We start from the raw sequence: 24,439 nt of genomic DNA on the forward strand, positions 1-24,439 counted from the left end.
CGTAATTATTCAACCGGCTACACCTCCATATTTAATAGATTAGTAACATAATTATATAAGGTTCCTTCAGAGAAATAATTTGAATCAATTGACATTTCAGTAAATATTGTTTCATCTCCTGGAAGATCAACTTCTTCTAGCTTTTTTAGAATATCTTCTTCTTTTACTTCATTTAACTGTTTATAAAAAGCTTCTTTTTTATCTGTTGACATCCAATCATTACTTACAGGAACATATATCTTATCACAGCAATTTAATAATTCTAAAATGGATTTATCAAAAAAGCCAATATCAAATATGATGACCTCATAGTCACTATAATTTCTTAAACACTGTATGAAAAAATTAATATCATCTTCATTCATTTCAAGTAAATCCAGATAGTGATTTGCTGCAGGTATAAAGTCAAATTTATTATAATTACAAACAACGGAATTCAATTTTATGGAAAGGTTCGATTTTTTCTGTTTAATATAATAGAGTAGTTCAGAAAATCCAGGCTTTTCTCCAGTGCATAGAAAAGATAATTCACAAAATAATTCAAAATTGACATATAAGGTTTTTTGAGATGTTCCAAAATAATTGCTTAGTGCTAGAGATAATGAGGTTTTCTTACTTCCCCCCTTGGGTGAAAAAACGCCTATTATGGTTTTATCTTTATATGTAGAATTAATTAATTCATTTTTCCCATCTTTATCCGCCATATAAAGTTCTAATATTTTCATAATAATTTGATCTGCTGACTGAAATTTATAGATGGTCGGATATCCGTAATTTTCTTGCACACACTGCCTTTCAGTTAAAATATAAATATCTTCTGCTATATCTTTTAGATTTCCCAATTCCAAAATCCCATCTTCACCCATTAATAAAATATCGACTATATTTTGCTTCGTATATTCCAACAAACATTCTATATTTGAAAAAACACTGATCTGTAAGGATAATTTTCCTTTTCGATTAATATAGTTCATAAGATTATTAGCATAATCAAGCTCATAATCAAATATTGCTAATGTACCATTTTTAATATAATCTCCTCCCTCTAAACTAACTTACTTTTATAGTTAAAGTGGCAATAAAAACACTTATCATAATTGCTAATGTAAAAGGTATGATATCTTTTGGACTTCCTTCTTCTACATTATAGTAAGATTTTATTTTCTTCTCTTTTATTACTTCATGGATATAATTTGCAAGATATTGCATACGATTACCAAGATTTCGAAACCTGATCATTTGAAAAACTGACATAACTGCACCTATGATAAATGCAAGAATTATTACATGTGTTACCTGATATACTCCTAAAAATCCACCTACAACTGAGAATAGTTTAATATCTCCCGCCCCTATTACATGAAGTAAATATAATATGAAAAGAACTGCAACAGGAACAATAATACCTTTTCCCCACCAAACAATCCCATATAAACCCTTTGTAAATAGCTGAATTAAAAGGCTTGTACCAAGTCCTGACAGGATTATATGATTTGGAACTCTATATTTCCTTAAATCATAGTAGGTAGCAGATAATAGGAGTAAAAACAAAAAACCTAAATTTAATGTTATGCTCTATGCCTCCTTTTATAAAATTATATATTTTAAAAAGACTATGTATGTATATTACTACTTATTCAATTTGTTGTCAACTGTTTTTTACAAATAATATTTGTATTTTTATTATAAGTATTTAGTTCTTATATTATATATACTATTTAAACCATGTAAAATAGAACTCTATTCCATAGATCAGCAGAAACCCCGGTAAACCAAGTAATCCAACCGTCAGGATCGTTGTTTCATTAATTCCAACATTCAATAATATATTCTGGCTTGTTAAAAATGCATTCAAAAGATAAATACCTAAGATGCCCATGACCATTCTTAATAAGACATTAACTAACACTTCCAGTCTATGCCTTAATACTCCTATCACCAGAAGCAGAATACAAGTGACTATAATCCCTATTAAAATCTTATTCTCCATTCAGCAAACATCTCTTTTCCATACAATATTATATTCTATATATATACTTTCAAGTTAATTATATTCCTATATTTCTTTTGTTTGTCCTTATATTTTTAATATCCATAATTTTCTCTGATTTGTATATTTTAACAATTATATGCCTATACTATAAAAACAAAATCATTAAATTTGCATATTATATAGAAAGGAAAAAGGAGGAAGTAAAAATTATGAAAAAACTTGAGAATTCCCTCACCCGAGAAGAAGAAATTCTTAGAGATGAACTCTTAAAAACAAAACTTGCCCTTGAATCCGCATATTCTAATTTTGAAAACGTACTTGACCCAGACTTAATAGATTGCTCCATATATGAACTGAATGCGGTTCAAAAGAGGTATAAATTTCTCCTAAAACAAGCCAAAGAATTGGACAGTAAAAAAGAACAGCCCCAAGGTGCATAGCACCCAGGGGCTGTTCTTTATAGGCATATTTTATTCAAATGGATACTTCCATGAATAAACTTAACAAAAACTTTAACTTAAATATTACACTTGCCAAATAGTTCAGTATAAATTACTTTAATACCACAACGGAATATGGTGGAAGTATAGCTCTCTCCTCTTTAATGAGTACTTCTTTTCCTGTCGCAGATACATATCCTCTGATACCTTCAGCTTCAATTTTAGAAGCCACTAAATCTACTGATTTCTCTTCTGTTGAAAGATTATACAGCATAACTATTTTACTGCCTTTATAAGTTTTAGTGACTGCACAAATATCTATATCTGTAATGTTATCGATTCTTTCAAGGGTCCCTCTTGCTATTTCAGGATTTTCATTACGAAGGCGTATGGCTCTCTTATAAAAATTATATATGGAGCCAGGATCTTGTTCTTGTTCCTCCAAAGACGGATAAATATGCTTTACTTCTTCCATGTTTGGCGGACCTGTGGTCATACCTTCTGCTTTCTCATTCCCGGACCAGTACATTGGAGCTCTCTTATTTTCATCTTTTCCAGAACCTTTCATTCCAAGCTCTTCTCCATAATATACAAATGCACTTCCATTCATGAATAAATTCATAGCTGCTGCCATCTTTAACTTATTTTCATCATTCACAAAAAATCCTGCTGCTCTCGCTGTGTCATGGTTTGTAAAGAATGGCGCATCAATTGCCTTTTCATTCATTCCTTTAAATGTTTTATCTGCTAAAATCAGCGCATCAGCAAAGGCGGATCCTGAATTACTTGTATCAGAATAATTGAGTGTCTTTACGATTTTTCCATCTTCCTTTGCAAAAGCAAAATTGAAAACACTGTCAATATTACTCTTATAATAGGTGCTATAGACAGAGAAAGAATCCCATACTTCTGCAACAATATAGTTATCCACAGATTTCCTTTTTACAAATTCATTTATCCACGATAATACTTCAATATTTTTCGTTGGTGCTCCAGAATAATATTCTTTTGCAGCATCTAAACGAAAGCCGCCCACACCAAGATCGAGCCAATAGCTCATTACATCTTCCAGATCTCTTCTCAGATCTTCATTAGAGAGATTTAAATCCGGCATCTGATCCCAGAAAACTCCTTCATAATACCATCCATTTCCTGTTGGATAATAAATACCGCTCCCCGGTTTATCTTTTACAAAATTATAATATCCTATATATTTATTATGTTGTCTGCATAACTCTTCGTGGGTGCATACCTCTTCTCCACAAGGTTCAATGCTCAAACTTTGTATTGCAGACAGAAACCAGGGATGCTTCGATGAAGTATGATTAAATACCATATCAATAATTAATTTGATTCCTCTCTTATCACACTCTTTTACAAGGTTTTTAAAGTCTTCCATGGTTCCATACTGGGTGTCGATAGAATAGTAATCTGTTACATCATATTTATGATAAGTGGTAGATGGCATAATGGGCATAAGCCAGATTCCGTTAAATCCCAAGTCTGTATCCGTATCCGGATCACCGTCATTAATATAGTCTAACTTTTTAATTAATCCATTAATATCGCCAATACCATCTCCATTACTGTCATAATAGGAATATAAAAACACCTCATAATAAGTACGATAATTATCCTCAGGTACATTTAAATCCTGTTTGTATGGGTAGGATATGGTCTCTTTGATACCTTCTTTTTTTTCTATTTTATTTTCGCCTTGATTCACTTTATCCTCATTATATTTACAACTAACAACTGATAATAAAACCAGTATAATTATTAATAATTTCTGCTTTCTATTCTTCATGGAATCCCTCTCTTATACCAAATTAACCTTTCACTGATCCCCCGGTTACACCGGAAACATAGAATCTTTGCATTGATATAAACAGTAAGGCAATTGGTATGGATACCAGAACGGAACCCGCTGTAAACATGGTGAAATATTGATTTACCTGTTTTGCATCTATCATTTTAAATAAGCCGAGAGCTACTGTGTATTTTTTGTGATTATCTCCCATGATAACACTAACAAAAATGAAATCCATCCAAGGTGCTAAGAAAGCGGTTAACGTAGAATATACTATAATTGGCTTAGATAGTGGTACCGTAAGTTTTCGAAACACTTGAAATTTTGTGGCTCCGTCAATCCATGCTGCTTCATCCAATGCTTTTGGTATAGTATCAAAAAATCCTTTTGCAATGTAGAAATTCAATCCTGCACCGCTGGAATAAACTAATACAAGAGCCACAAGTGACTGGGTGATCCCAAGAGATTTTAAGATATAATACACTGCTATCATGGACATGAACCCGGGAAACATTCCAAGAATAAGTGCAATATTCATATATGGTTTTCTCATCTTAAAGCGAAGTCTTGACATAACATAAGCTGTAGCAAGGTTATAAAAGGTCGCTAATATACAGGAGAAAACAGCTACAATAAAAGTATTTTTAAACCATAAGAAAAAATCATAAGGCATACTTGATGTAGGATGAAATAAATTATAATAGTTCTTTAATGTAAATCCCTTTGGCCAAAAATATGGAGTTGCCGCTCCCGGTTCTGCACGAAAAGAAGTTAAAACTACATAAAATAGAGGCATGATCCATATCGCTGATAAAACAATTAATAAAATATAGGAGAAAAAATTAACTGTTTTTCTTTTTCCAGATATTGACTTTATTTTGCTCATTATTGGAATTCCTCCTCATTATTATATGCCGACGTTTTTCTATAAACAGATAAGGCAAACGTCGCAGAAATTACAAATACTAAAATACCGATGGTAGAAGCATAATTATAATCTTTCTTATCTACTGTCAGTTTATATAGCCAGGTAACTAAAAGGTCTGTTTTACCTGCCTGATAATATTCATTAGTATTTGGCCCACCGGCTGACAGTAGATAAATAACATTGAAATTATTAATGTTACCAATAAACTGTGTAATTAAATATGGAGTAGTCACGAATATTACATAAGGCAGCGTAATCTTAAAAAACATAATGAATGGCGGAGCCCCATCAATTTTTGCAGATTCATAAAGATCTTCCGGTATATTCATTAGTATTCCGGTTGTTATAAGCAGTGTATGAGGGATGCCAATCCATAAATTTATTACAATTACCGATATCCTTGCTAACGTTGGATTAGTAAAGAACGGTATTGATTTCTCAATTAAACCGAATTCTTTTAACAGCATATTTAATGCCCCCTGATCTGCCAGGATATTCCTCATGATAAGTAAACTTACAAACTGAGGCACTGCAATGGAAAGTACAAATAAAGTTCTCCATAGCCCTTTAAATTTAATATCTTTTCGGTTGATTAACATTGCTAAAAGCATACCTAAGATATAATTTAATATGGTAGCAAAAATTGCCCAAATTATAGTCCAGCCAAGTATTGGCCAGAAAGTTTTGGATATTGTCTCTCCTGATAAAAGAATTGTATCAAAATTCTTAAGTCCGACCCAGGTAAATAGATTTCCCGGTGGTTGATGGTTATGATCATAATTAGTAAATGCAATTGTAATCATAAATATTAAAGGAAGTACTGTTAATAACAGGATACCTATTACAGGCAGAGAAAGAAATGACATATGTAAGTTTTTATCAAACAAACTCTGAATATCATCTATAAACCCAGGAAGTTTCTTGGCTGCTTGTTTCATCTGCTGAGCTTTTATTGCAGATTTAACATTTGAATTCCAAAGGACTAAAAATGCTGCCACAATAAATAGTGTTGAAACACCAAACAGTAAAAATAACATAGAATTATCCCCAGGGACTGTAATATCAATTCCTCTTGACTCATCAAATTCCATATGTTGTCCCTGTGTACCAAGAGTTCTTAATCCAATTAATTTAGAAACTCCTGTAGTTACCATAAAGTAAATAAACCCAATTTCTAAAGACAAATAGATAAGTCCTTTTACTATCTGGCCACGTAATAAATTTGATAATCCCATTATAATAAAAGATAATTTAGTGAATATATCCCCTTCTATAAAGGTCTTGCTATAGAATTTAAATATATTTGTTTTTGATTCCTTCTTTAGCTTATCCAATTCATCGCCTCCATTTAATTTAATATGCCTATTGATAAGTGAATCTATAATTCAATTGTGGCCAAAGCCACATCTAAATTAAGTTTCATTTTATAAAGGGGCTCGTGCAAAATACAGTAATATGAAACATTTTGCCCCAGCCCCCTAATATATAATTATTTACTCATTTATTTAACTATTCTAATGTTGCAAGAATATTATTGACAAATGCATCCAGATTTTCTTGTAGATTTTCTTTCGTAACTTCCTTATTCATGATACCAGCACCAAATGCTTCTGACGGAGCCCAGTAATTTCCACTTTGTGGAATAGAAGTTTGTAATGTTGCATATTGAGACTGTTCTGATAATGCTGCTACTGCAGGATTTACAGATAAAGCTTCTGTATTACTTGCTAACTCAACATTCGTTGGTGCATAACTTCTTGTTTCAAAACGCATTTGTTGGCATTCTTTACTTGTTAAATAATCAGCTAAAGCCATTGCTGCTTCCGGATATTGTGTTTGTGAATTTACACCATAAAGTTTGAAGTTTGCCATACCGCTTAATTGTACTTCTTTCCCATCTAAATTAATAGTAGGTAATTTTGCAACTCCGTAATTTTCTCCTAAAGCTTTTGAAATATTTTCTGCGTTCCAGGTACCTGACATAGTTGCTCCTAATGTGCCGCCTTGGAAAGCTGCCAGTAATAATCCATCATCATGATTTGCAAATTTTTTATTATTTGCAAGATCGATTAAATAATTACCTACTTTTACGCCATTTGCGTCATTAAATGTTACAGTAGTTGGATCTGTTCCATCTGCTCCAAATAATTGGCATCCAGCTGCAAAGAAAAAGGAAGATAAATACCATCCGTTATCTGCATCAAATGAAAAATTGATAACATTTGGTCCTAAATCTTTTTCCATCATAGTTTCTAAACTCTTAACTTCATCTTCCGTATATTTGCTCTTATCATAGTACATGAAATATGTATCTGCAGAAGATGGATAAGCATATAATTCTCCACCAACCGTTGCTGCCTGGATGGAAGGTTCAGAATTTGCGGCGATGATTGCATCTTTATTAAGAGTAATTCTATATAAAGCACCTGCTGCCTGTAATTCAGCAATTTGGTCTGATGCAAAAGCAAATACATCAGCTGCTACAGAAGTATCTTTTAAAACTTCGGTCTTGGCATCAGCTTCACTAACTACACCTAAAGAGATGTCTAAATTATCTTCTGGATAAAGTGCCTTAAAGTTTTCAACCATTTTTCCTAACATTTCTTGATCTTCTTGAGAACCCCATACTTTTAAAGTTGCATCTCCGAGTTTTTTCGTTTCATCTGTTGCAGTGTCCCCTTCTGCATTTTCAGTTGCTTGTTCTGTTTCTTTTTCAGCTGCTGGCTCTTCTTTTTTACTACAAGCAGTAAAACTTGCAACTAATAAAGAAACTACCATAAGTAATGCAATGAGTTTTTTACCTTTTTTCATAATTTCTACCTCTCTCTTTCTTTTATTAATTAAATATGCCAGTGACATATTAAATTCACACCTTCCAAATGTCCTCTTTGTAATCCATAATAGTTCTGTCACTTGAGAATTTACCGGCATTTGCAGTATTTAAGAAACATTTTCTTCTAAATTCATAAGTATTAGAATAATCTCTATTTGCTTTTAACTTAGTTTCACAATAAGGAATAAAATCCTGTAATAAGTAATAGTGATCTGCTTTATGCCAGCTTGCACCTTCTAAAAGGGAAGTATATAGTTCTTTGAACATTCCAGTATCACCATCATCAAATGTACCATCTACAAGAGTATCCACAACTTTTTTTATTCTCGGATTTTCTTCATATAGTTTCTTAGGATGATACGTCTTACTGATTTCCTGAATATCTTCTACTCTTGCACCGAAAATATAATTATTGTCTATACCTGCCTGTTCTACTATTTCTACATTTGCCCCATCAAAGGTTCCCAGTGTAACTGCACCATTTAGCATGAATTTCATGTTGCCTGTTCCAGATGCTTCTGTTCCAGCCGTAGATATCTGTTCTGAGAAATCTGCTGCCGGAGTAATTTTTTCCGCATAGGATACATTATAATTTGAAACAAAGACTACTTGGAGTTTATCATTCACTTCTTTATCTTCACGAATCATTTTTGCAATTTCATTAATAAATTTAATGATTCCTTTTGCCCTAAAATAGCCAGGTGCTGCTTTTGCTCCAAAGATATATACCGTTGGATTAAATTCTTTAATTCTTCCATCCTTTAAGCCAAAATAAATATCCAGAATTGAAAATGCATTTAATAGCTGTCTCTTGTATTCATGTAATCTTTTAACCTGAATATCAAAGATAAAATCCGGGTTTATTATAATACCCTCTTGTTTTTTAATATATTCTGCTAATTGATGTTTTTTAATTTTCTTTATATCATCAAACTGCTTCATTACAGCTTTATCATCTTTATATTTTTCAAGATCTTTTAATTTATCAAGATCTGTCAGCCATGCATTGCCAATTTTATCGGTAATAAATCCAGACAATTCCATATTAGCTAATGCAAGCCATCTTCTTTGAGTGATACCATTGGTTTTATTATTAAAACGTTCCGGATAGATTTCATACCATTCATGAAGTGCATCATTTTTAAGAATTTCTGTATGAATCTGGGCAACACCATTGGTAGAGTGACTGGCAAAGATAGCCAACCTTGCCATATGTATCAGATTTTTATCAATAATATAATATTTCTGCTGTTCTTCACCTTTCACACCAAGTCCTTTTAGTTCCTTCACAAGAGCTTTTTGAATCATTACCACATACTTATATACATTTGGAATAACTGATTTAAAGAGGGAAACATTCCATTTTTCGAGTGCTTCAGACATTACAGTATGATTTGTATAAGCAAAGACCTCTTTTGCAATTTTTAATGCTTTTGCAAATGAAATCCCCTCATCTTCCATTAGAATACGTATAAATTCAGGTATCGCAACAACAGGATGAGTATCATTTAACTGAATTGCATATTCCATTGAAAAATTGCTAAAATCATTTCCATTGACCATCTTATATTTCTTCACTATATCTTGCAGTGATGCACTTGAGAAAAAGTACTGTTGTTTCAAACGAAGTTTTTTACCTGCATCCGTATCATCATTTGGATATAAAACACTGGTAATTGATTCTGCATCATTTTTCTCCTTAAAGGACTTATCATATTTTTGATTGTTAAATAATTCAAAATTAAAATTCTCAGTGGGTTCAGATTGCCATAATCTTAATGTATTTATTTTATTAGCACCATATCCTATTACTGGTGTATCATATGGCACTGCATAGACTGTCTGGTTCTTAAAATGAATTAGAATTTTCTCGTTTTCTTTACGAACAGACCACGGATCTCCTGCCCTTTGCCAGTCATCTGCTACTTCCTTTTGAAAACCGTCTTCAAAATATTGTTTAAACAATCCATAACGGTACCTTAAACCATATCCATTTAAAGTAACTCCAACTGTTGCAGCCGAGTCTAAAAAACATGCAGCAAGACGTCCAAGACCTCCATTCCCGAGGGCCGCATCTTCAATATCTTCAAATACCCTGATATCTATACCGTTTTCACTCATAAGCTCACTAAATTGATTTAATAAACCTAGGTTTAGAAGATTACTGTATATTAATCTGCCAATTAGAAATTCAGCTGAGAAATAACATACTTTTTTTCCTTTCCAATTAAGGCCTTGATCTTTCTTTAAAGTATTCATAGCTGCTTTAGAAACTGCATTATATAGTTCAACTGTACTTGCTTCTTTTATTGATTTACCATAATCTAAATTAAGAATATCGATTACATTATTTTTAAAATTAGCCATTTGTTCTCCCTCCGTAGCCATAAAAACGACACTTTTCTATTGATTCCGTATTTTTATTTTAAAATATTTTCGATAAGTTTCGAAATACATTCTAAGATTATCACATACCGATATCTTTGTCAATAGTTTGCGTTGCATTATCCGTTGTTTTATATAGATTTTAAATCCTTTTATATATAGATTTTGGTTAATATCACGGTTAATTCCTGAAAATAACCGATAAAATGCATTTTAAAAATATATTAATTTTTTCATTAAAAATGACCAAAATAGAAAGAAATGATTGAAAAAGATTTTTATAAGGTTTATACTAATGCTGGTATATGAGGGATAACACATTTTTATTTTTGGGGATCTGGAGATTAATCTATTATATATTTTTTATTAGATTTCTTTATTAAGTGTGCGGAGGTATAAAATGGCTACAATTAAAGATATTGCTGCTAAACTTGGTATTGCAGTTAGCACTGTATCAAAAGGGTTAAACGGTGCTAGTGATATTAGTGATGATATGAGACAGCTTGTACTTGATACAGCAGTTGAAATGGGTTATGCATCCAAAAAGATGAAAACTCTAAAGAGTAGAAAAGTCTGCATTCTCGTAGAGAATATGGATTACGAAAGTATCGATCAATTTGGTTATGAATTAATTGTTGGATTTAAATTGTCTGCTGCAAGAAAGCATTGGGATGTTACTGTAATTCCAGCCAACCTAAATATGCAGGCAATCGAAAAATATGATACATATATGTTAAAGAATGGCTTTAGTGGTGCATTCTTAATCGGCTTTGCCCTTCATGATGATTGGGTTAAACAGTTAAGTAAAACCACGGTTCCTACTGTCTTATTTGATAACTACATTGCAGGTAATAATCATGTTGGTTATGTAGGTACTGATAGTTTTGAAGGAATTCAAATGGCCATTGATCACTTAGCAGGATTAGGTCATAAGCAAATTGCGTTTTTAAATGGATCAAAAAATTCCATGGTATCTGAACAACGTCATCAGGCATTTGTTCAAAGTATGGAAGAAAATAAATTAGAAGTAAAAGATAGTTTAATTGAATATGGGTATTATGTTCCTGATTGTGCCAAGTACCATGTTCCTAAATTTTTAAAGCAAGGGGCCACTGCCATCGTTTGTGCCAGTGACTTAATTGCTTCCGGCGTGATCGCAGAAGTAAAGAAGTTTGGACTTAGAGTTCCAGAAGATATCAGTGTAATAGGATTTGATGATCTTCCTATTTCAAATCAGCTTGAACCTCCCTTGACTACAATCCGTCAGGACCGAATTGATTTAGGGAAAAGTGCTCTCCTTTTATTAGATGGCCTGGTTCATAATGTTACAATAAGCAAATTATTACTTAGGGCTAAATTTATTAAAAGAGAGTCTTGTAGTACTTATAATCCATCTGCTGTTAAGAAGATCAAATCAAGTGTTAAAAAAGTAGATGATCCTAAGGATAATCCAGATTCAGAAACTGAATCATAAATGCTTTTTGAATTATAGAAACTTACAAAAAACGATATAGCCAAAGCTATATCGTTTTTATTTTATCTTAATTTTCTTATTTAATTATGCTTTAAAACCTCTTGAATGTTGTTTTGGATCTATATAGGTCTCATTCAATGTTCCTTTACCATAGGTAAGTCCGGCATATAATTGTTGAGTGTTTTGCATTAAAGGTTCTGAAGTATCCTCTTTTGCTACTCCTTCGAAACCAACCAGCAGACGGTTCATTACTTTTATGGCACTTTCAAGGTCATCCGGCTTTTTCTTAATGATAGCAGCAATAATCCTTTTATTGGTATACAGATATAACTGCATCAAATCATAAGACATTACATATTTAAAATCTAGTGAATTGATTAATTTACTAACAAACTTTTGAGCATGTTTTAATTCTTTACCGAAGGTTTTTATATCGCTATTCTCATATGCTTTTATCCCATTTTTTAAATCTTCTAATATGATTTCATACATTATCACGATTAATTCACTGCGATTCGCCTGAGATACTCTTGCGGCATAAGTTTGTGTCATAACACTGTCCATGGTAACTCTTCCTTCCTGATCTTAGCCCTGTAATAAAGTTAACACATTTTGTGGCCTTTCATTGGCTTGTGCAAGCATAGCTGTACCTGCCTGGGTTAGTACCTGCAATTGAGTATAATTAGCCATTTCTTCTGCCATATCAACATCCTCTATACGGGATAAGGCTTCTGTCATATTTTCAGAACCTACGTCAAGATTTGCAATAGAATGCTCTAACCGGTTCTGATATGCACCTAATTTGGCACGTATTGCAGATACCGTATCTACAGCTTTAGAGACAGCAGTAATTGCCTCTTGTGCTCCTTCTTCTGTAGATAAATTGATCTTATCAATACCTAAAGTCTTAGGTGTAACTTCTGGTATTGTAACTACCATTGTCTGTCCTTCATTGGCACCAATCTGAAGTTCCATTGGACCTGCTTTAAGAACGCTGATCGTTGCTTTTGTTCCTTTATCGCTTATTACAAATGTTCCATCGGCATTAACAATCGTAATAGTATCTCCATCTACTGTAATTGATTCACCAGGTTTTAAAATATATCCATCACTGTAATCCGCTTCTCCTTCGACTCCCTTTACATTCACATCTTCAGGTACACCTAATAAAGCCGCTAATGCAGGATTATCACATTCAAAGTCTATTTCTATATCATCTCCATATTCCACTGATGATATTTTAAACATATTGTCTTTAAACTCTACTTTAATAGCATCATCGCCTGTTAATGTTCCTTCCAGGGCAGTGAGTTTATTAATAATATCTTCCAGAGTGTCATCTACTGCAATAGTAACTGTTTCTCCATTGATGGTAATAGTACCTGCTTGGCCGGCAGCTATCTTATCCGTTGCTGACATGGTAACAGATGTTCCGTTAATAACGGCCTGTTCGGATACCTTCGTTATAACAACCATTCCTGCTATAGTACTCGCATCCGTAGAATTCGTAATTTCTGAATCAAAGAATGCGGTTTTTGCGGTTCCATCATTAATTTCATATTTCATTTCAAAACCGCCTCTATCTGTTACAGTAATCACATTCCCTTTTGCAGATACTGTTGCAGTAGGACTAAAATTATTTCCACATACCGCTTTCGCATCAACTCCTGTAGCTTTTGCTCCACCCATGGTAAGACCTAATTTTGCTGCTAATCCTAGTTTTTCACAACGTATCTCAAGTGTTTGGTCTGATCCATATTCTTCTGATACAAAAACAAGAGAGTTATTCGTTAATACGCTGGTAGCATTATATCCGGCTCTTTCTGAAGAATAATTAATATCATCCGGTGATAATTTTGTTGTGTCACTTCCAAAGACAGCAACATTAAGAGAATCACCTAAATCACGAAGTTTTTTATAGATTGTTTCAAGAGTGTCCCCAACTTCGATTTCTATCTCTTGTCCATTAATGCTGATTGTGCCTGCATCTGCTGCCGTAATCGTTTCTGTAGCTGTCATAGTTACCGTATTTCCAACAATTACTGCCTGTCTTGCATCCTGTGTAACTGTAATTTCATAATCCTTTACACCTACTGCATCTGATAAAGAAATTAACTTAATATTATTTTCTGAAGAATATGATTTACGATCTATATTTCCATTTAATAATGTTTTCGTATTGAATTCCGTGGTATCTGAAATTCTTTGAATTTCTGCATTTAAATTTGTGATCTCTTCTTGAATTGCTTTACGGTCTTCCAATGTATTCGTACCATTAGCAGCTTGTACAGATAATTCCCTCATTCTTTGAAGCATTGCCTGAACTTCAGATAAAGCCCCTTCTGCTGTCTGAATTACGGAGATTCCATCAGATGCATTTCTAGATGCCTGATCAAGTCCTGCAATCTGAGTTTTCATTTTTTGGGAAATAGCCATTCCTGCCGCATCATCTGCTGCACGGTTAATTCTTAATCCTGAAGATAATCTTTCTAAACTTTTCTCTAATGCATTTTCATTTCTTCCTAAAATGCTATTTGCTTTTATCGCAGATATATTATGGTTTATTCTCATTTTTTCTTAACCCTTTCTATTCCGAATTTATTGTTGTTACTCGATAAATCTATTATTTATATTTGTCTAGATATTTTTTAATTCTATCTCTCTAATATGACATACCAAAGCTTTTGCAATTTGATACAACTGATTTGTTGAAACTTCCTTCGTTCCTTTATTCATATTATTCTTACTGACAGAGCTTAAAGATCCACCCTTAATGGAACTGCCGTAATCCAATTGTTTCAGGGAAATATGAATATCTTTAAATCCATTTATTAAACTTTCTTTATTCTCTTTTAACTGCTCAAGACCGTTTCTATTATCACTAAGGATAACACCTTTTGTTTCTTCACCCTTTGCTAAGAAACTGGCTTCAATTATACCAAGATTTTCTGAATAAACTGTCATATCCACCTTTCCAGATTCCTTGGTGCCATTCACTATTTTAAGGTTAATGTTAGTTATGCTGTCGCCGATTACTAATGGAATCTCATAATTTCTACTTTTACCAAGTGCTTTCACAAATTCCATTCCACTGCTGATATTCTTTAAATCAGCAATATCCTTTGAAGTAATTGTTTGGTCTCCAATTCTATTGTTTAACAAAGTGGAAATCTTCTCATCTAATTGTTCATATTGTTTCACCATTGTTTCTTCATCTACCAGGGCTTCAACAAGTCCATTCATAGAATCATAAATCTCTGATTTAATATTACCTGCATCTTCTTTCAAATCAATATCATCAGAATTATCTAAGAGACTCTTTGTTTTTCTGAAAACGGTATTCCCATTTTCAAGATAATCACCCGCAAAAATAATATTGTTTATCGTTGTCCCAAGGTTAAAATTATTTAAGAATCGAATGGCATCTTCCGGCTTTTTTGCCGCCTCTCTGATTATTTGGACTCTTTCCTCTACATAAGCATTAGATTGCCCATTGTCATCTGTGGCAGCACTTAATTCTTCATATAATTTTTCCAGGGAATAATTCAGTAAATCTTCTGGAGATTTTATATCTCCTGTCAATGAACTCATCTTTGCTGGTGAAATCTCCTCCTGGATATTATGTAACAGAGTATCCATATATCCGACTACTTCTTTTCTTCTATTTTCTTCTGTATCCTGAGTATTTTGGTCCGCTGTATAAGCTGCTTCTATTTGGCTGGTGATATTTTCTTTTGTAAATATAAGACTTTCCAATGCTCCAAAATTATCATCAACAGTATAATCCATCCCTTCAGATTTAGCAGAACGAACAGCTGTTAATAGATGATTTAATGTAACTTCTTGTTCTGCTTTAATTACAGAACCAAGAGCTTTACCGTCTGTTTTCTCTACATTGTTAAGAAGTCGGTAGATACCAATATAAGCCTTCCGTTCCTCTTGTGTGATCCCATTTTCTCTCTCAAGTTTCCATAAAAATTCACTATATTTTTCTTCTTCACTAATACCAAGGATTTCTTTTCTTGCATGCACCTGTTCATTTAATTCCATAATAGGAGTATCTAATGGATTCACTCCTTCTTTTATCATGTCTACAACAACTGCCGGATGCATTTCTTTCAGTAAAAATTTAAGTTGTGCATCATAGGATTTTACCTGATTAATGGAATCCTTGGTAATATCCATATTATTATATCCTAAAATTTTTACTGCTCTTCTATTCTCATACGTTAATTCTAAATCCATATCTGTAAGAATATTATCTATGGAATGAAACGCTTTTTGAATAGAATCTCCCAGGTCTTTTCTTGGCTCTGTTATTAGAGAATCATAGCTTTCTTTTGCTTTATCCAAAGAAGCCTTAAGGCTGGTTCCTTTTTCGTGGATATCCTGGATTGTAACAAGATTTTTTCCCCTAAGAGTGCTCCCAAGTATATAACTTGGCATTGTTTTTATATCATTTAATTTAACAGTTGTTTCTTTTAAGATCTGGATATTTTCTGCTGAATCTGTTACATTTCCTTCTTGCAAAAGGTTTCGATAATATGCATTTTCTTCTTCTCTTAATTCATTCACAAGAGTAGTTAATTCTGCTGTATCAATACGAATCCCTTTATTCATCATCTTTGCAAAAGATTCCGATGTCATCTTAAGTCGGATTTCTTCCAACTGACGTCTCGCAGATATGAACAATCCTTCTGAATCTGTCTTTTGATTCGTCTGGACTCCTTCTATCTCACCCTTAGAAGAAATAACTCCATTCTTTATTAAAAGTCCGTTTGCTCTTTTTAAAGAAGAAACAGTGATCAAATCTCCTAATTCCATTGCTTTTCTGATGGTTAAATCATTCGTATTATTTATGATGTCCATTACATTCTCTATATACTTTGAATTATCAACCAAAGAAGTTTTTTCTGGCGCTCTTCCTTGTGACATGGATTGAATTATTTTATCAAGAGCTTTATCCTTATAATCTGTCTCTTTCATAGATAAATTAATGTCATCAAGCTGATCTAATTTGATTAAATTCTCTTTCGTCAGTGGTAAATTATGTTCTAATAGCCATCTGGCCTTATCCTGGTTTTCTTCATTAACCTCCAGGCCCGCTGATTCAATGACCCCTTCCACCTGATTTTTCATTTCATTTATAATACTATCCGAAATAGGTGTCTTATAAATAAGTGAACTGCTATAGGTTGCCTTATATATATTTTCAATCGTAGGTTCAAGATTATTATTGATAAGATAATATTTATCTTTGTCAGAGATAGCAGCTAAGTTTCCTGCCAACTCCATTGTAGTGGATATTTTCGCTATATTGGTATCTGTCACAGGAAGATTTGCATCTTCCAATTTTTTTATGATCTCTTCACTTGTTTTACTATTAGATTTATTCCCGTTGGCTGTACGCTTAATTTCTTCTCTATCTCTAGAAATATCTCTTACTTGTTTCTCTATGTTTATTTCTTTAATTTCTCTTTGTTCTTTGATTCTGGCTAATGCTTTCTCTAACCGAACCAAATCATAGGCTTCTAATAAATCCCCTTCTTTGATCAGTTCATTGTAATCATCTGCTGTTAATCGACTTGCTATTTCTTCTAACTTCTCCTTAGCATCTGCGACTTCTTGTTCCTGCTTTTCCTCTTCTTCTTTATCACCCAAGGATTTCTCAAGATATTCTTTAAATGTAGTCTGATCGGTTCCCACGTTAGTACATATGGCTTTGATCATCCCTCCATTAAAATCACTGGAACCCACTTCCTTTAGTACAATACTATTCTCCGATATATCCTTTATCTCAAATTTCCTGATCTCGCCTTCCTTGGCGTTACGTACTGATGATAAAGAGGTTGTTACCTCCCTACCGCTAAATTCGATGGAAATCTTATCTGAAACCTTAGTGATTAACCCTTCAATAATCTGACCCTTTTGTCCAATAGCTTTTACCCCTGTATTATTCTTCGGAGATGTGCTGGTATCAGAAATATTCTTAGTGTTAACACCGTTCATGTTCATTGATTTCTCTCTCCTTTTTCTATTCGATTATCTGACAACTATCTACTATTTCGACATAATATAAGGAATTCTTAACTATATTTTTGAAAAATAAAATAAGGTTAGCTATCGATTCACCCAGAAGATAAAGTGAACCTTCAAACTAACCTTATTTTATATAGTTTTGCCCTCTCACGTTCCCCAACGTTTCAAAAATCCTCTAGTCATCCATACGATCAATGACTTTATTTATAATAACAGACTTTGTGTATTTTGTCAATAGAATGGGTTTTCCTTTCTTTATTTTTAGTAATTTTACCGTTTATAAAATGAATTATAATAAAACTATTCGGGTATATTATATATTTCATGTATATTTTTATCCGATTTTAGAAAAAATTATAACGTAGAATGAAAATACGTATTTATTAACCTTTTAAATCTATATTGACATACTTTCTCCTTCAATATAGAATTAGGTGTAATATTTTTTACGATTCTTCAACTGTTAACCTTTAGAAGGAGTGTCACAATATGAAAAATTTTAGTTATGTAATTACAGATCCACAAGGTATCCATGCCAGACCTGCTGGCTTACTTGTAAAAGCTGCTTCTACTTTTGAAAGTAAAATTACTCTTATCAAAGCAGGCAAAGATGTAGATGCCAAAAAAATAATTGCTGTTATGAGTTTAGGTGCTAAAAAAGGGGAAGAAGTAACTGTTACAGCAGAAGGTTCTGACGAAGATACTGCAATTGACGCATTAAAAAAGTTCTTTCAAGAAAATTTGTAATTGTAAACAATAAGCGTAGAAAGTTAATTTTTAACTAACTACGCTTATATTTATTTTCACTTGACTGACATTTCCTGCTTTATTAATTCTTCAATATATAATAATGACTGCATAATAAATCTGGCATGGTCAAAAGCAATACCATTTGAGGTAATTACTTTATAGGATTTTTCCTTTAATAGTCCCTTACAATTTTCCAAGACTTCTACAATCCCTTTTAATTCTATTTTCTTTTCACTATTATTTAAATATATTTCATAACTTTGCTTAATACAATCCTGGGTTTTATCCACATTTAAAAGATTACATTTAACATCCATCCACACTGCCTCTGTGGCATCATCTCCTGCTTTCACTTCTAGTTCTTCCTCTACTAAAGCCAGATATGACAGAGTGATGATCCTGGCTCGTGGATCTCTATTGGCTTCTCCCCAGGTATAAATTTGTTCCATGGGGACATCTGTAAGTCCGGTTTCTTCTTTTAATTCTCTTTTTGCTGCATCTAACGTATCTTCCCTGATTTCAACAAATCCTCCCGGAAGAGCCCAAAATCCAATACATGGGTGATTTCTTCTTTTTATCATAAGAAGTTTTAGTCCTTTATTGACCGTAGTTAATTTATCTTTATGACGAAAAACTAAAGTATCTACTGTTACACAAGGATTCTCGTATTTCTTAGGATCGTAGTCCTCCAGAAAACTTTTCAAATCCTGCCCTAATTCATTCTTTTCACCGGTTCCTAAAAATGAAGAGAACTCTTCAAGAAAAGCAGACATATTATCCCTCCCTTATAAATGTTAAAATTCCAATAAATTAATATGTTTTATTTAGTATAACATAAAATTTTTTGAGTAGTATAATCTTAGTATAGATAATTATAAGTGTCAATAGTGTTGACTTTCAAACCATATATGTCTAATATTTAGGATATAGCTTTAAAAATTTACATAATTTTAGGGGGTATTTTATGAAATTGACGTTTTTAGGTGCAGCACATGAAGTAACTGGAAGTTGTTATTACTTAGAAGCCTGTGGCAAACATATTCTTATAGATTGTGGAATGGAACAGGGTCCTGATGAATATGAGAATCAAGATATACCTGTGATGCCATCAAAGATTGATTATGTCTTTTTAACACATGCACATATAGACCATTCCGGCAGACTTCCCTTATTATATCGTAATGGTTTCAAAGGCACTATTTACTCAACAAATGCAACCAATGATCTGTGTAATATTATGCTGCGTGATAGTGCGCATATTCAAATGTTTGAAGCAGAGTGGCGCAATCGTAAGGGAAAACGCTCCGGCCATGCTCCTTTTGTGCCTCTTTATGATATGGATGATGCAGATGGTGTTTTAAGACGTTTCCGTGGATTTGAATATGGAGAAATAGTTGAAATTACTGATAATATTAAAATAAAATTTACTGATGTAGGACACTTACTTGGTTCAGCAAGTGTTGAAATATGGATTACAGAAAATGAAATCAGTAAAAAAATTGTGTTTTCCGGAGACATCGGAAATATAAATCAACCACTTATTCGTGATCCCCAATATATTAAAGAAGCAGATTATGTTATAATGGAATCAACCTATGGGGATAGGTCTCATAAACAAGTTCCAAATTATATAGAGGAATTGTCTACCATTATTCAAACCACATTTGATCGTGGTGGGAATGTGGTTATTCCATCTTTCGCCATTGGACGTACTCAAGAGCTTTTATATTTTATCCGTAAAATAAAAGAAGACCGACTTGTTAAAGGTCATGGAAATTTTCTTGTTTATGTTGACAGTCCTCTTGCTATTGAAGCTACAAATATTTTTAATGAGAATGTTGCAGGTTATTTTGATGAAGAAGCAATGGAACTTGTAAAAAAAGGGATTAACCCTATTTCTTTCCAAGGTTTACGAACTTCTGTCACAAGTACAGAATCTAAAACGATTAATTTTGATGAAAAGCCTAAGGTAATCATTTCTGCAAGTGGAATGTGTGAAGCAGGGCGTATCAAGCACCACCTGAAACATAATTTATGGAGAAAAGAAAGTACTGTATTGTTTGTAGGTTATCAGGCAAATGGAACTTTAGGACGTGCAATTATTGAAGGTGCCAGCCGTGTTAAATTATTTGGTGAAGAAATTGAAGTAAAATCCAATATTTTGAAATTAGAAGGAATTAGTGGCCATGCAGACAATAATGGCTTATTACGATGGATAAAAAGCTTTGAAAATAAGCCCCAAAGAGTCTTTGTTACTCATGGGGAAGATAGTATATGTGAATTATTTGCTGAGCGTTTACGAAATGAATTACATTTAGATGCTATTGCACCATACTCCGGAACTTGTTATGATTTAGCTGAGAATATTTGTTTAAAAGAAGGTTCAACAGTTAAGATTCAAAGAAAAGATGGCAAATCAAAACGTACTTCACAAGTATTTGATGAACTTGCCGCTGCTGGAAATCGATTAATGAGTGTAATTAATCATAATAGAGATGGAGCGAATAAAGATTTAATTCGATTCAGGGAAGAAATTGACTCACTCTGTGATAAGTGGGAGCGATAAATATATTATAATTACGAGGTGAAACAAATGAATGAAGAAAACAAAGATGTAGCAGTAGAAAAGGAAGAAGTAGTCGAAATCATTCCATCTATGGATGAATTCAAAGAAGAGCTTGAGAATTCCTTCCATAAAATTTCTGAAGGAGATATTATTAAAGGAACAGTTATTGGTGTCTCTGATACAGAAGTTACTTTGGATTTAAGGTATTATACTGAGGGTATCATCAAATTAGAAGAATTAAGCAACGACCCTCGTTTTTCAATCAAAGCTGATATTAAAATTGGTGATGAAATAAGTGCTGAAGTAATTCGCGAAGATGATGGAAGAGGTAATATTCTTTTATCCAAGAAAAGAGCAGACAATGTATTAGCCTGGGATATACTAAAAGATGCTCTAAATAACAGGACAAAATACAATGTTAAAATAGCTTCCGAAGTAAAAGGCGGAGTAGTGACTTATCTTGAAGGAATACGTGGGTTTATTCCAGCATCTGCATTATCATTAAATTATGTAGAAGATTTATCCTCATATGTTGGAAAGACCCTTGAAGTAATTGTTATTACTGCTGATGAAGCCAATAATAAATTAGTACTTTCCGGAAAAGAAGTAGAAAGAGAAAAAGAATTAGCAGATAAAAATAGTAAGATTTCAAAATTACAACGAGGTTTAGTCACTAAGGGAACGGTAGAAAAAATTACTCCATATGGTGCTTTTATTAATATTGGAGATGGTTTATCCGGTCTTGTCCATATTTCACAGATATGCGGAAGAAGAATCAAATCACCCAATGAGGTACTAAAAGAAGGCGAAGAAGTGACCGTTAAAATCATAGATATTAAAGATGGTAAAGTAAGCCTGAGTATCAAAGCTGCAACGGAAGAGGAAGACGTTATTGAAGATGTGTCTTCTGCTCCTATGGAGTATAGTTCTGGTGAAGAAGCATCTACAGGCCTTGGTAGTTTATTAGCCAATATTAAATTATAATTTCTGTAAAAAGACTATATATTTAATATGCTCCTCTTAAATAAGCAGTTATAATAATAAAAACTGTTTATTTAAGAGGAGCATTATTTTGCTTAAAAATATATAATTCTTTTCATTGCTGGATTATTTATTTTCAATCTCTTTTTTAATTTGGATGAAAAAGTTCCATTTTCTATATTAATTCTAATATATATAGTACAATTAAAATCATCCCGCTTAAGGATATTAGATTAATAAATAGAGAAAAACCCAACATCGTTTTTAATCCTTTATTTTTCTTTTTAGATTCACTTAATGATATTATAATTTCATCCTGTTTTGCTAACATTGAAACAGTACTGTCATTTAACATAGAATCATAATCTTTGATAATATTTTCATATCTTTCCTTGTATAATTCTAATTGGTTCTGATATCTTTGTAAGTTATCATCATACTCTTTTAACTCATTTTCTTGATTACCATGTTTCTTTTCAAGAGTATTGATTATTTCTTCATATCTTCCAAGGCATTTCTTGTAATTATACAGCTCAGCTTTATATTCAGCCAATCTTCTCTCATGGTTCTCATAATTTGAAAATATCCCCATAGTATTTCCCCCTATTTTCTAATTATTTATCTTTCGTGTGAATTATATCTATTTATGCATTTTCGCAGATTAGGAGCTCTAAAACTACGTTTTCTCGCTCACGTTGCATTTCGAATATCTGCATTTTCGCAGATTAGGAGCTCTAAAACTGCGTTTTCTCGCTCACGTTGCACTTATCCATAGGGTTTAGGACCTTTATGCAAGCAAGCTTGATAAAGGTCCTAAACCCTATGGACTAATCTGCTCATCGTGTACATTATAACACTAGTCTTGATTATTGTACAATATAACTAGATTAATTTTCCAAATATTTTCGTCCGTTCTTTCTTTTGTCTTATTAAATTAGCTTGCTGCTTGCTATATTCTAATACAGAGCGTTTTTGCTTCTTAGGCTTGTCCAAGGCAATTTCTTCATTTATTTGAGTTTCCTCAGTAAGCTTAATTACCTCTTCTTCTGCATCTTCATCTATTACAGTACCATAGGATTCTTTTATCATATCTCTAAAATTTTCAGATAAAATATCTTTATATTCCGCTTCCCTATCATGAGAAAATGATTTTATTTCTTCATTCAATGACAGCATTTTATGATCTAAATAAGATACTATTTCAGAACATTCTCTTAATTCTTTTCGAATTCTTTCAGGCGCATTTCCTTCAAATTTATAATATATCTTATGTTCAAGACTCGCCCAGAAATCCATAGCGATGGTACGGATCTGTATTTCTACCTTTGTTTCAATAACATTATTAGATAAGTAGATAGGGACCGATACAATCATATGATAGCTTGAATATCCGTTCTCTTTTGGACAGGTAATATAATCTTTTACTTTTAATACTTTAACGTCACTTTGCTTTGCAATTAAATCAGCAATACGATAAATATCTGATGTAAAAGAACAGATAATTCTTACACCAGCAACATCATTTACATATTTTACTATATTTTCAACAGTTAACTCTTTCTTGTTGTGTCTTATTTTTTTCGCTATACTTTCTGGCGATTTCAATCTTGAGACAACATGCTCAATTGGATTGTATTGATGAGTAAGCTTAAATTCATTATTCATTATTTCAATCTTCGTATTAATTTCTTTTAATGCAGAATCATATAATAATAATGCATTTTTCCATTCTTCTGCTTCATCATAAAATATTGGTAGTTCCATTGTATCACCTGAATATAATACCTTTCTCGTTATTTATAAACCCATAATTTTTTAATTTTAATATGTTCGCGCAGATTAGTAAGCTCTAAAATGACCTTTTCTCGCTCACGTTGCCTTCGAATATCTGCTTTCACGCAGATTAGTAAGCTCTAAAATGACCTTTTCTCGCTCACGTTGCACTTATCCATAGGGTTTAGGACCTTTATTCAAGCGAGCTTGATAAAGGTCCTGAACCCTATGGACTAATCTGCTCATCGTGTATATTATAACATGAAATTATGAACTTTCTTTGAATTGTTGCAATCTTAATAAAATGTTAATTAAATGTTTACATTCTAAAAATATTTAGATAATAATATAGAACAAATAATTAATAATTTCCTGTCAAGGGTTTTTGATAATGTCCTTATAAACTTTAAACATTAGCACCAGATTTTTCTGGTGCTTTCTCCTTATGAAAAATGTATTTTCAATAC

Annotated in this window: 18 protein-coding genes and 1 pseudogene; 5 read left to right on the forward strand and 14 right to left on the reverse strand. The window is 32.6% G+C overall.

Features of this window, described 5'->3' with window-relative positions:
- Positions 1 to 17 precede the first annotated feature (17 nt).
- From EDD66_RS16410 to EDD66_RS16420, 3 genes are all read right to left on the reverse strand, one after another.
- Positions 18 to 1,031 carry a P-loop NTPase family protein gene (locus EDD66_RS16410; protein ID WP_330511407.1) on the reverse strand — a complete coding sequence of 338 codons (1,014 nt, stop codon included), beginning with the start codon at positions 1,029 to 1,031 and terminating at the stop codon, positions 18 to 20.
- A gap of 19 nt (positions 1,032 to 1,050) precedes the next feature.
- Positions 1,051 to 1,551 (reverse strand): A24 family peptidase, encoded by a 501-nt coding sequence (locus EDD66_RS16415; RefSeq protein ID WP_170164403.1) that lies wholly within the window; start codon positions 1,549 to 1,551, stop codon positions 1,051 to 1,053.
- Positions 1,552 to 1,714: 163 nt separating this feature from the next.
- Complete coding sequence (locus EDD66_RS16420; protein ID WP_123610673.1) at positions 1,715 to 1,990, reverse strand: pro-sigmaK processing inhibitor BofA family protein; 276 nt, start codon at positions 1,988 to 1,990, stop codon at positions 1,715 to 1,717.
- 212 nt (positions 1,991 to 2,202) lie between these two features.
- On the opposite strand from EDD66_RS16420, the gene EDD66_RS16425 reads away from it, so the two are divergent.
- Positions 2,203 to 2,433: a YaaL family protein gene (locus EDD66_RS16425; RefSeq protein WP_123610674.1), complete on the forward strand. Its 231-nt coding sequence runs from the start codon at positions 2,203 to 2,205 to the stop codon at positions 2,431 to 2,433.
- A gap of 112 nt (positions 2,434 to 2,545) precedes the next feature.
- Here EDD66_RS16425 and EDD66_RS16430 read toward each other — a convergent pair whose 3' ends face one another.
- The 5 genes from EDD66_RS16430 to EDD66_RS16450 form a co-directional block, all read right to left on the reverse strand.
- Entirely contained in the window at positions 2,546 to 4,240 is a 1,695-nt protein-coding gene (locus tag EDD66_RS16430) for an alpha-amylase family glycosyl hydrolase (protein ID WP_123610675.1), read from the reverse strand.
- Between the two features lie 22 nt (positions 4,241 to 4,262).
- A complete protein-coding gene (locus EDD66_RS16435; protein WP_123610676.1) occupies positions 4,263 to 5,129 on the reverse strand; it encodes a sugar ABC transporter permease in 867 nt (288 codons plus the stop codon).
- Complete coding sequence (locus EDD66_RS16440; RefSeq protein ID WP_243115400.1) at positions 5,129 to 6,505, reverse strand: carbohydrate ABC transporter permease; 1,377 nt, start codon at positions 6,503 to 6,505, stop codon at positions 5,129 to 5,131. Before EDD66_RS16440 ends, EDD66_RS16435 begins: the two co-directional genes overlap by 1 nt.
- A 175-nt stretch (positions 6,506 to 6,680) precedes the next feature.
- Positions 6,681 to 7,982: an extracellular solute-binding protein gene (locus tag EDD66_RS16445; protein WP_170164404.1), complete on the reverse strand. Its 1,302-nt coding sequence runs from the start codon at positions 7,980 to 7,982 to the stop codon at positions 6,681 to 6,683.
- Positions 7,983 to 8,037: 55 nt separating this feature from the next.
- Positions 8,038 to 10,371, reverse strand: a complete 2,334-nt coding sequence (locus tag EDD66_RS16450; protein ID WP_123610678.1) for a glycogen/starch/alpha-glucan phosphorylase — start codon at positions 10,369 to 10,371, stop codon at positions 8,038 to 8,040.
- A 418-nt stretch (positions 10,372 to 10,789) separates the two neighbouring features.
- On the opposite strand from EDD66_RS16450, the gene EDD66_RS16455 reads away from it, so the two are divergent.
- Entirely contained in the window at positions 10,790 to 11,863 is a 1,074-nt protein-coding gene (locus EDD66_RS16455; RefSeq protein WP_123610679.1) for a LacI family DNA-binding transcriptional regulator, read from the forward strand.
- Positions 11,864 to 11,947: 84 nt separating this feature from the next.
- Here EDD66_RS16455 and EDD66_RS16460 read toward each other — a convergent pair whose 3' ends face one another.
- The 3 genes from EDD66_RS16460 to EDD66_RS16470 form a co-directional block, all read right to left on the reverse strand.
- Entirely contained in the window at positions 11,948 to 12,427 is a 480-nt protein-coding gene (locus EDD66_RS16460; protein WP_123610680.1) for a flagellar export chaperone FliS, read from the reverse strand.
- Between the two features lie 21 nt (positions 12,428 to 12,448).
- The gene (locus EDD66_RS18830) at positions 12,449 to 14,434 is read right to left on the reverse strand and encodes a flagellin N-terminal helical domain-containing protein (RefSeq protein ID WP_123610681.1); all 1,986 of its coding nucleotides are present in this window, start codon (positions 14,432 to 14,434) and stop codon (positions 12,449 to 12,451) included.
- A gap of 66 nt (positions 14,435 to 14,500) precedes the next feature.
- Positions 14,501 to 17,878 carry a DUF6240 domain-containing protein gene (locus EDD66_RS16470; protein WP_123610682.1) on the reverse strand — a complete coding sequence of 1,126 codons (3,378 nt, stop codon included), beginning with the start codon at positions 17,876 to 17,878 and terminating at the stop codon, positions 14,501 to 14,503.
- Between the two features lie 513 nt (positions 17,879 to 18,391).
- Between EDD66_RS16470 and EDD66_RS16475 the strand changes: the two genes are divergently transcribed.
- Positions 18,392 to 18,649: an HPr family phosphocarrier protein gene (locus EDD66_RS16475; RefSeq protein ID WP_123610683.1), complete on the forward strand. Its 258-nt coding sequence runs from the start codon at positions 18,392 to 18,394 to the stop codon at positions 18,647 to 18,649.
- Between the two features lie 56 nt (positions 18,650 to 18,705).
- On the opposite strand, the gene EDD66_RS16480 is transcribed toward EDD66_RS16475, so the two are convergent.
- Positions 18,706 to 19,425, reverse strand: a complete 720-nt coding sequence (locus tag EDD66_RS16480; protein ID WP_123610684.1) for an NUDIX domain-containing protein — start codon at positions 19,423 to 19,425, stop codon at positions 18,706 to 18,708.
- A gap of 191 nt (positions 19,426 to 19,616) precedes the next feature.
- Between EDD66_RS16480 and EDD66_RS16485 the strand changes: the two genes are divergently transcribed.
- Entirely contained in the window at positions 19,617 to 21,218 is a 1,602-nt protein-coding gene (locus EDD66_RS16485) for an MBL fold metallo-hydrolase RNA specificity domain-containing protein (protein WP_123610685.1), read from the forward strand.
- A gap of 27 nt (positions 21,219 to 21,245) precedes the next feature.
- Positions 21,246 to 22,202, forward strand: coding sequence for a 30S ribosomal protein S1 (locus EDD66_RS16490; protein ID WP_123610686.1), 957 nt, complete (start codon positions 21,246 to 21,248; stop codon positions 22,200 to 22,202).
- A gap of 172 nt (positions 22,203 to 22,374) precedes the next feature.
- On the opposite strand, the gene EDD66_RS16495 is transcribed toward EDD66_RS16490, so the two are convergent.
- Both EDD66_RS16495 and EDD66_RS16500 read right to left on the reverse strand, forming a co-directional pair.
- A complete protein-coding gene (locus EDD66_RS16495; protein ID WP_123610687.1) occupies positions 22,375 to 22,791 on the reverse strand; it encodes a hypothetical protein in 417 nt (138 codons plus the stop codon).
- Positions 22,792 to 23,321: 530 nt separating this feature from the next.
- Positions 23,322 to 23,963, reverse strand: a pseudogene (locus tag EDD66_RS16500) (GTP pyrophosphokinase); the annotation flags it as partial.
- Positions 23,964 to 24,439: the final 476 nt, after the last annotated feature.

This window comes from Mobilisporobacter senegalensis (assembly GCF_003752155.1).
GTDB classification, from domain to species: domain Bacteria; phylum Bacillota; class Clostridia; order Lachnospirales; family Lachnospiraceae; genus Mobilisporobacter; species Mobilisporobacter senegalensis.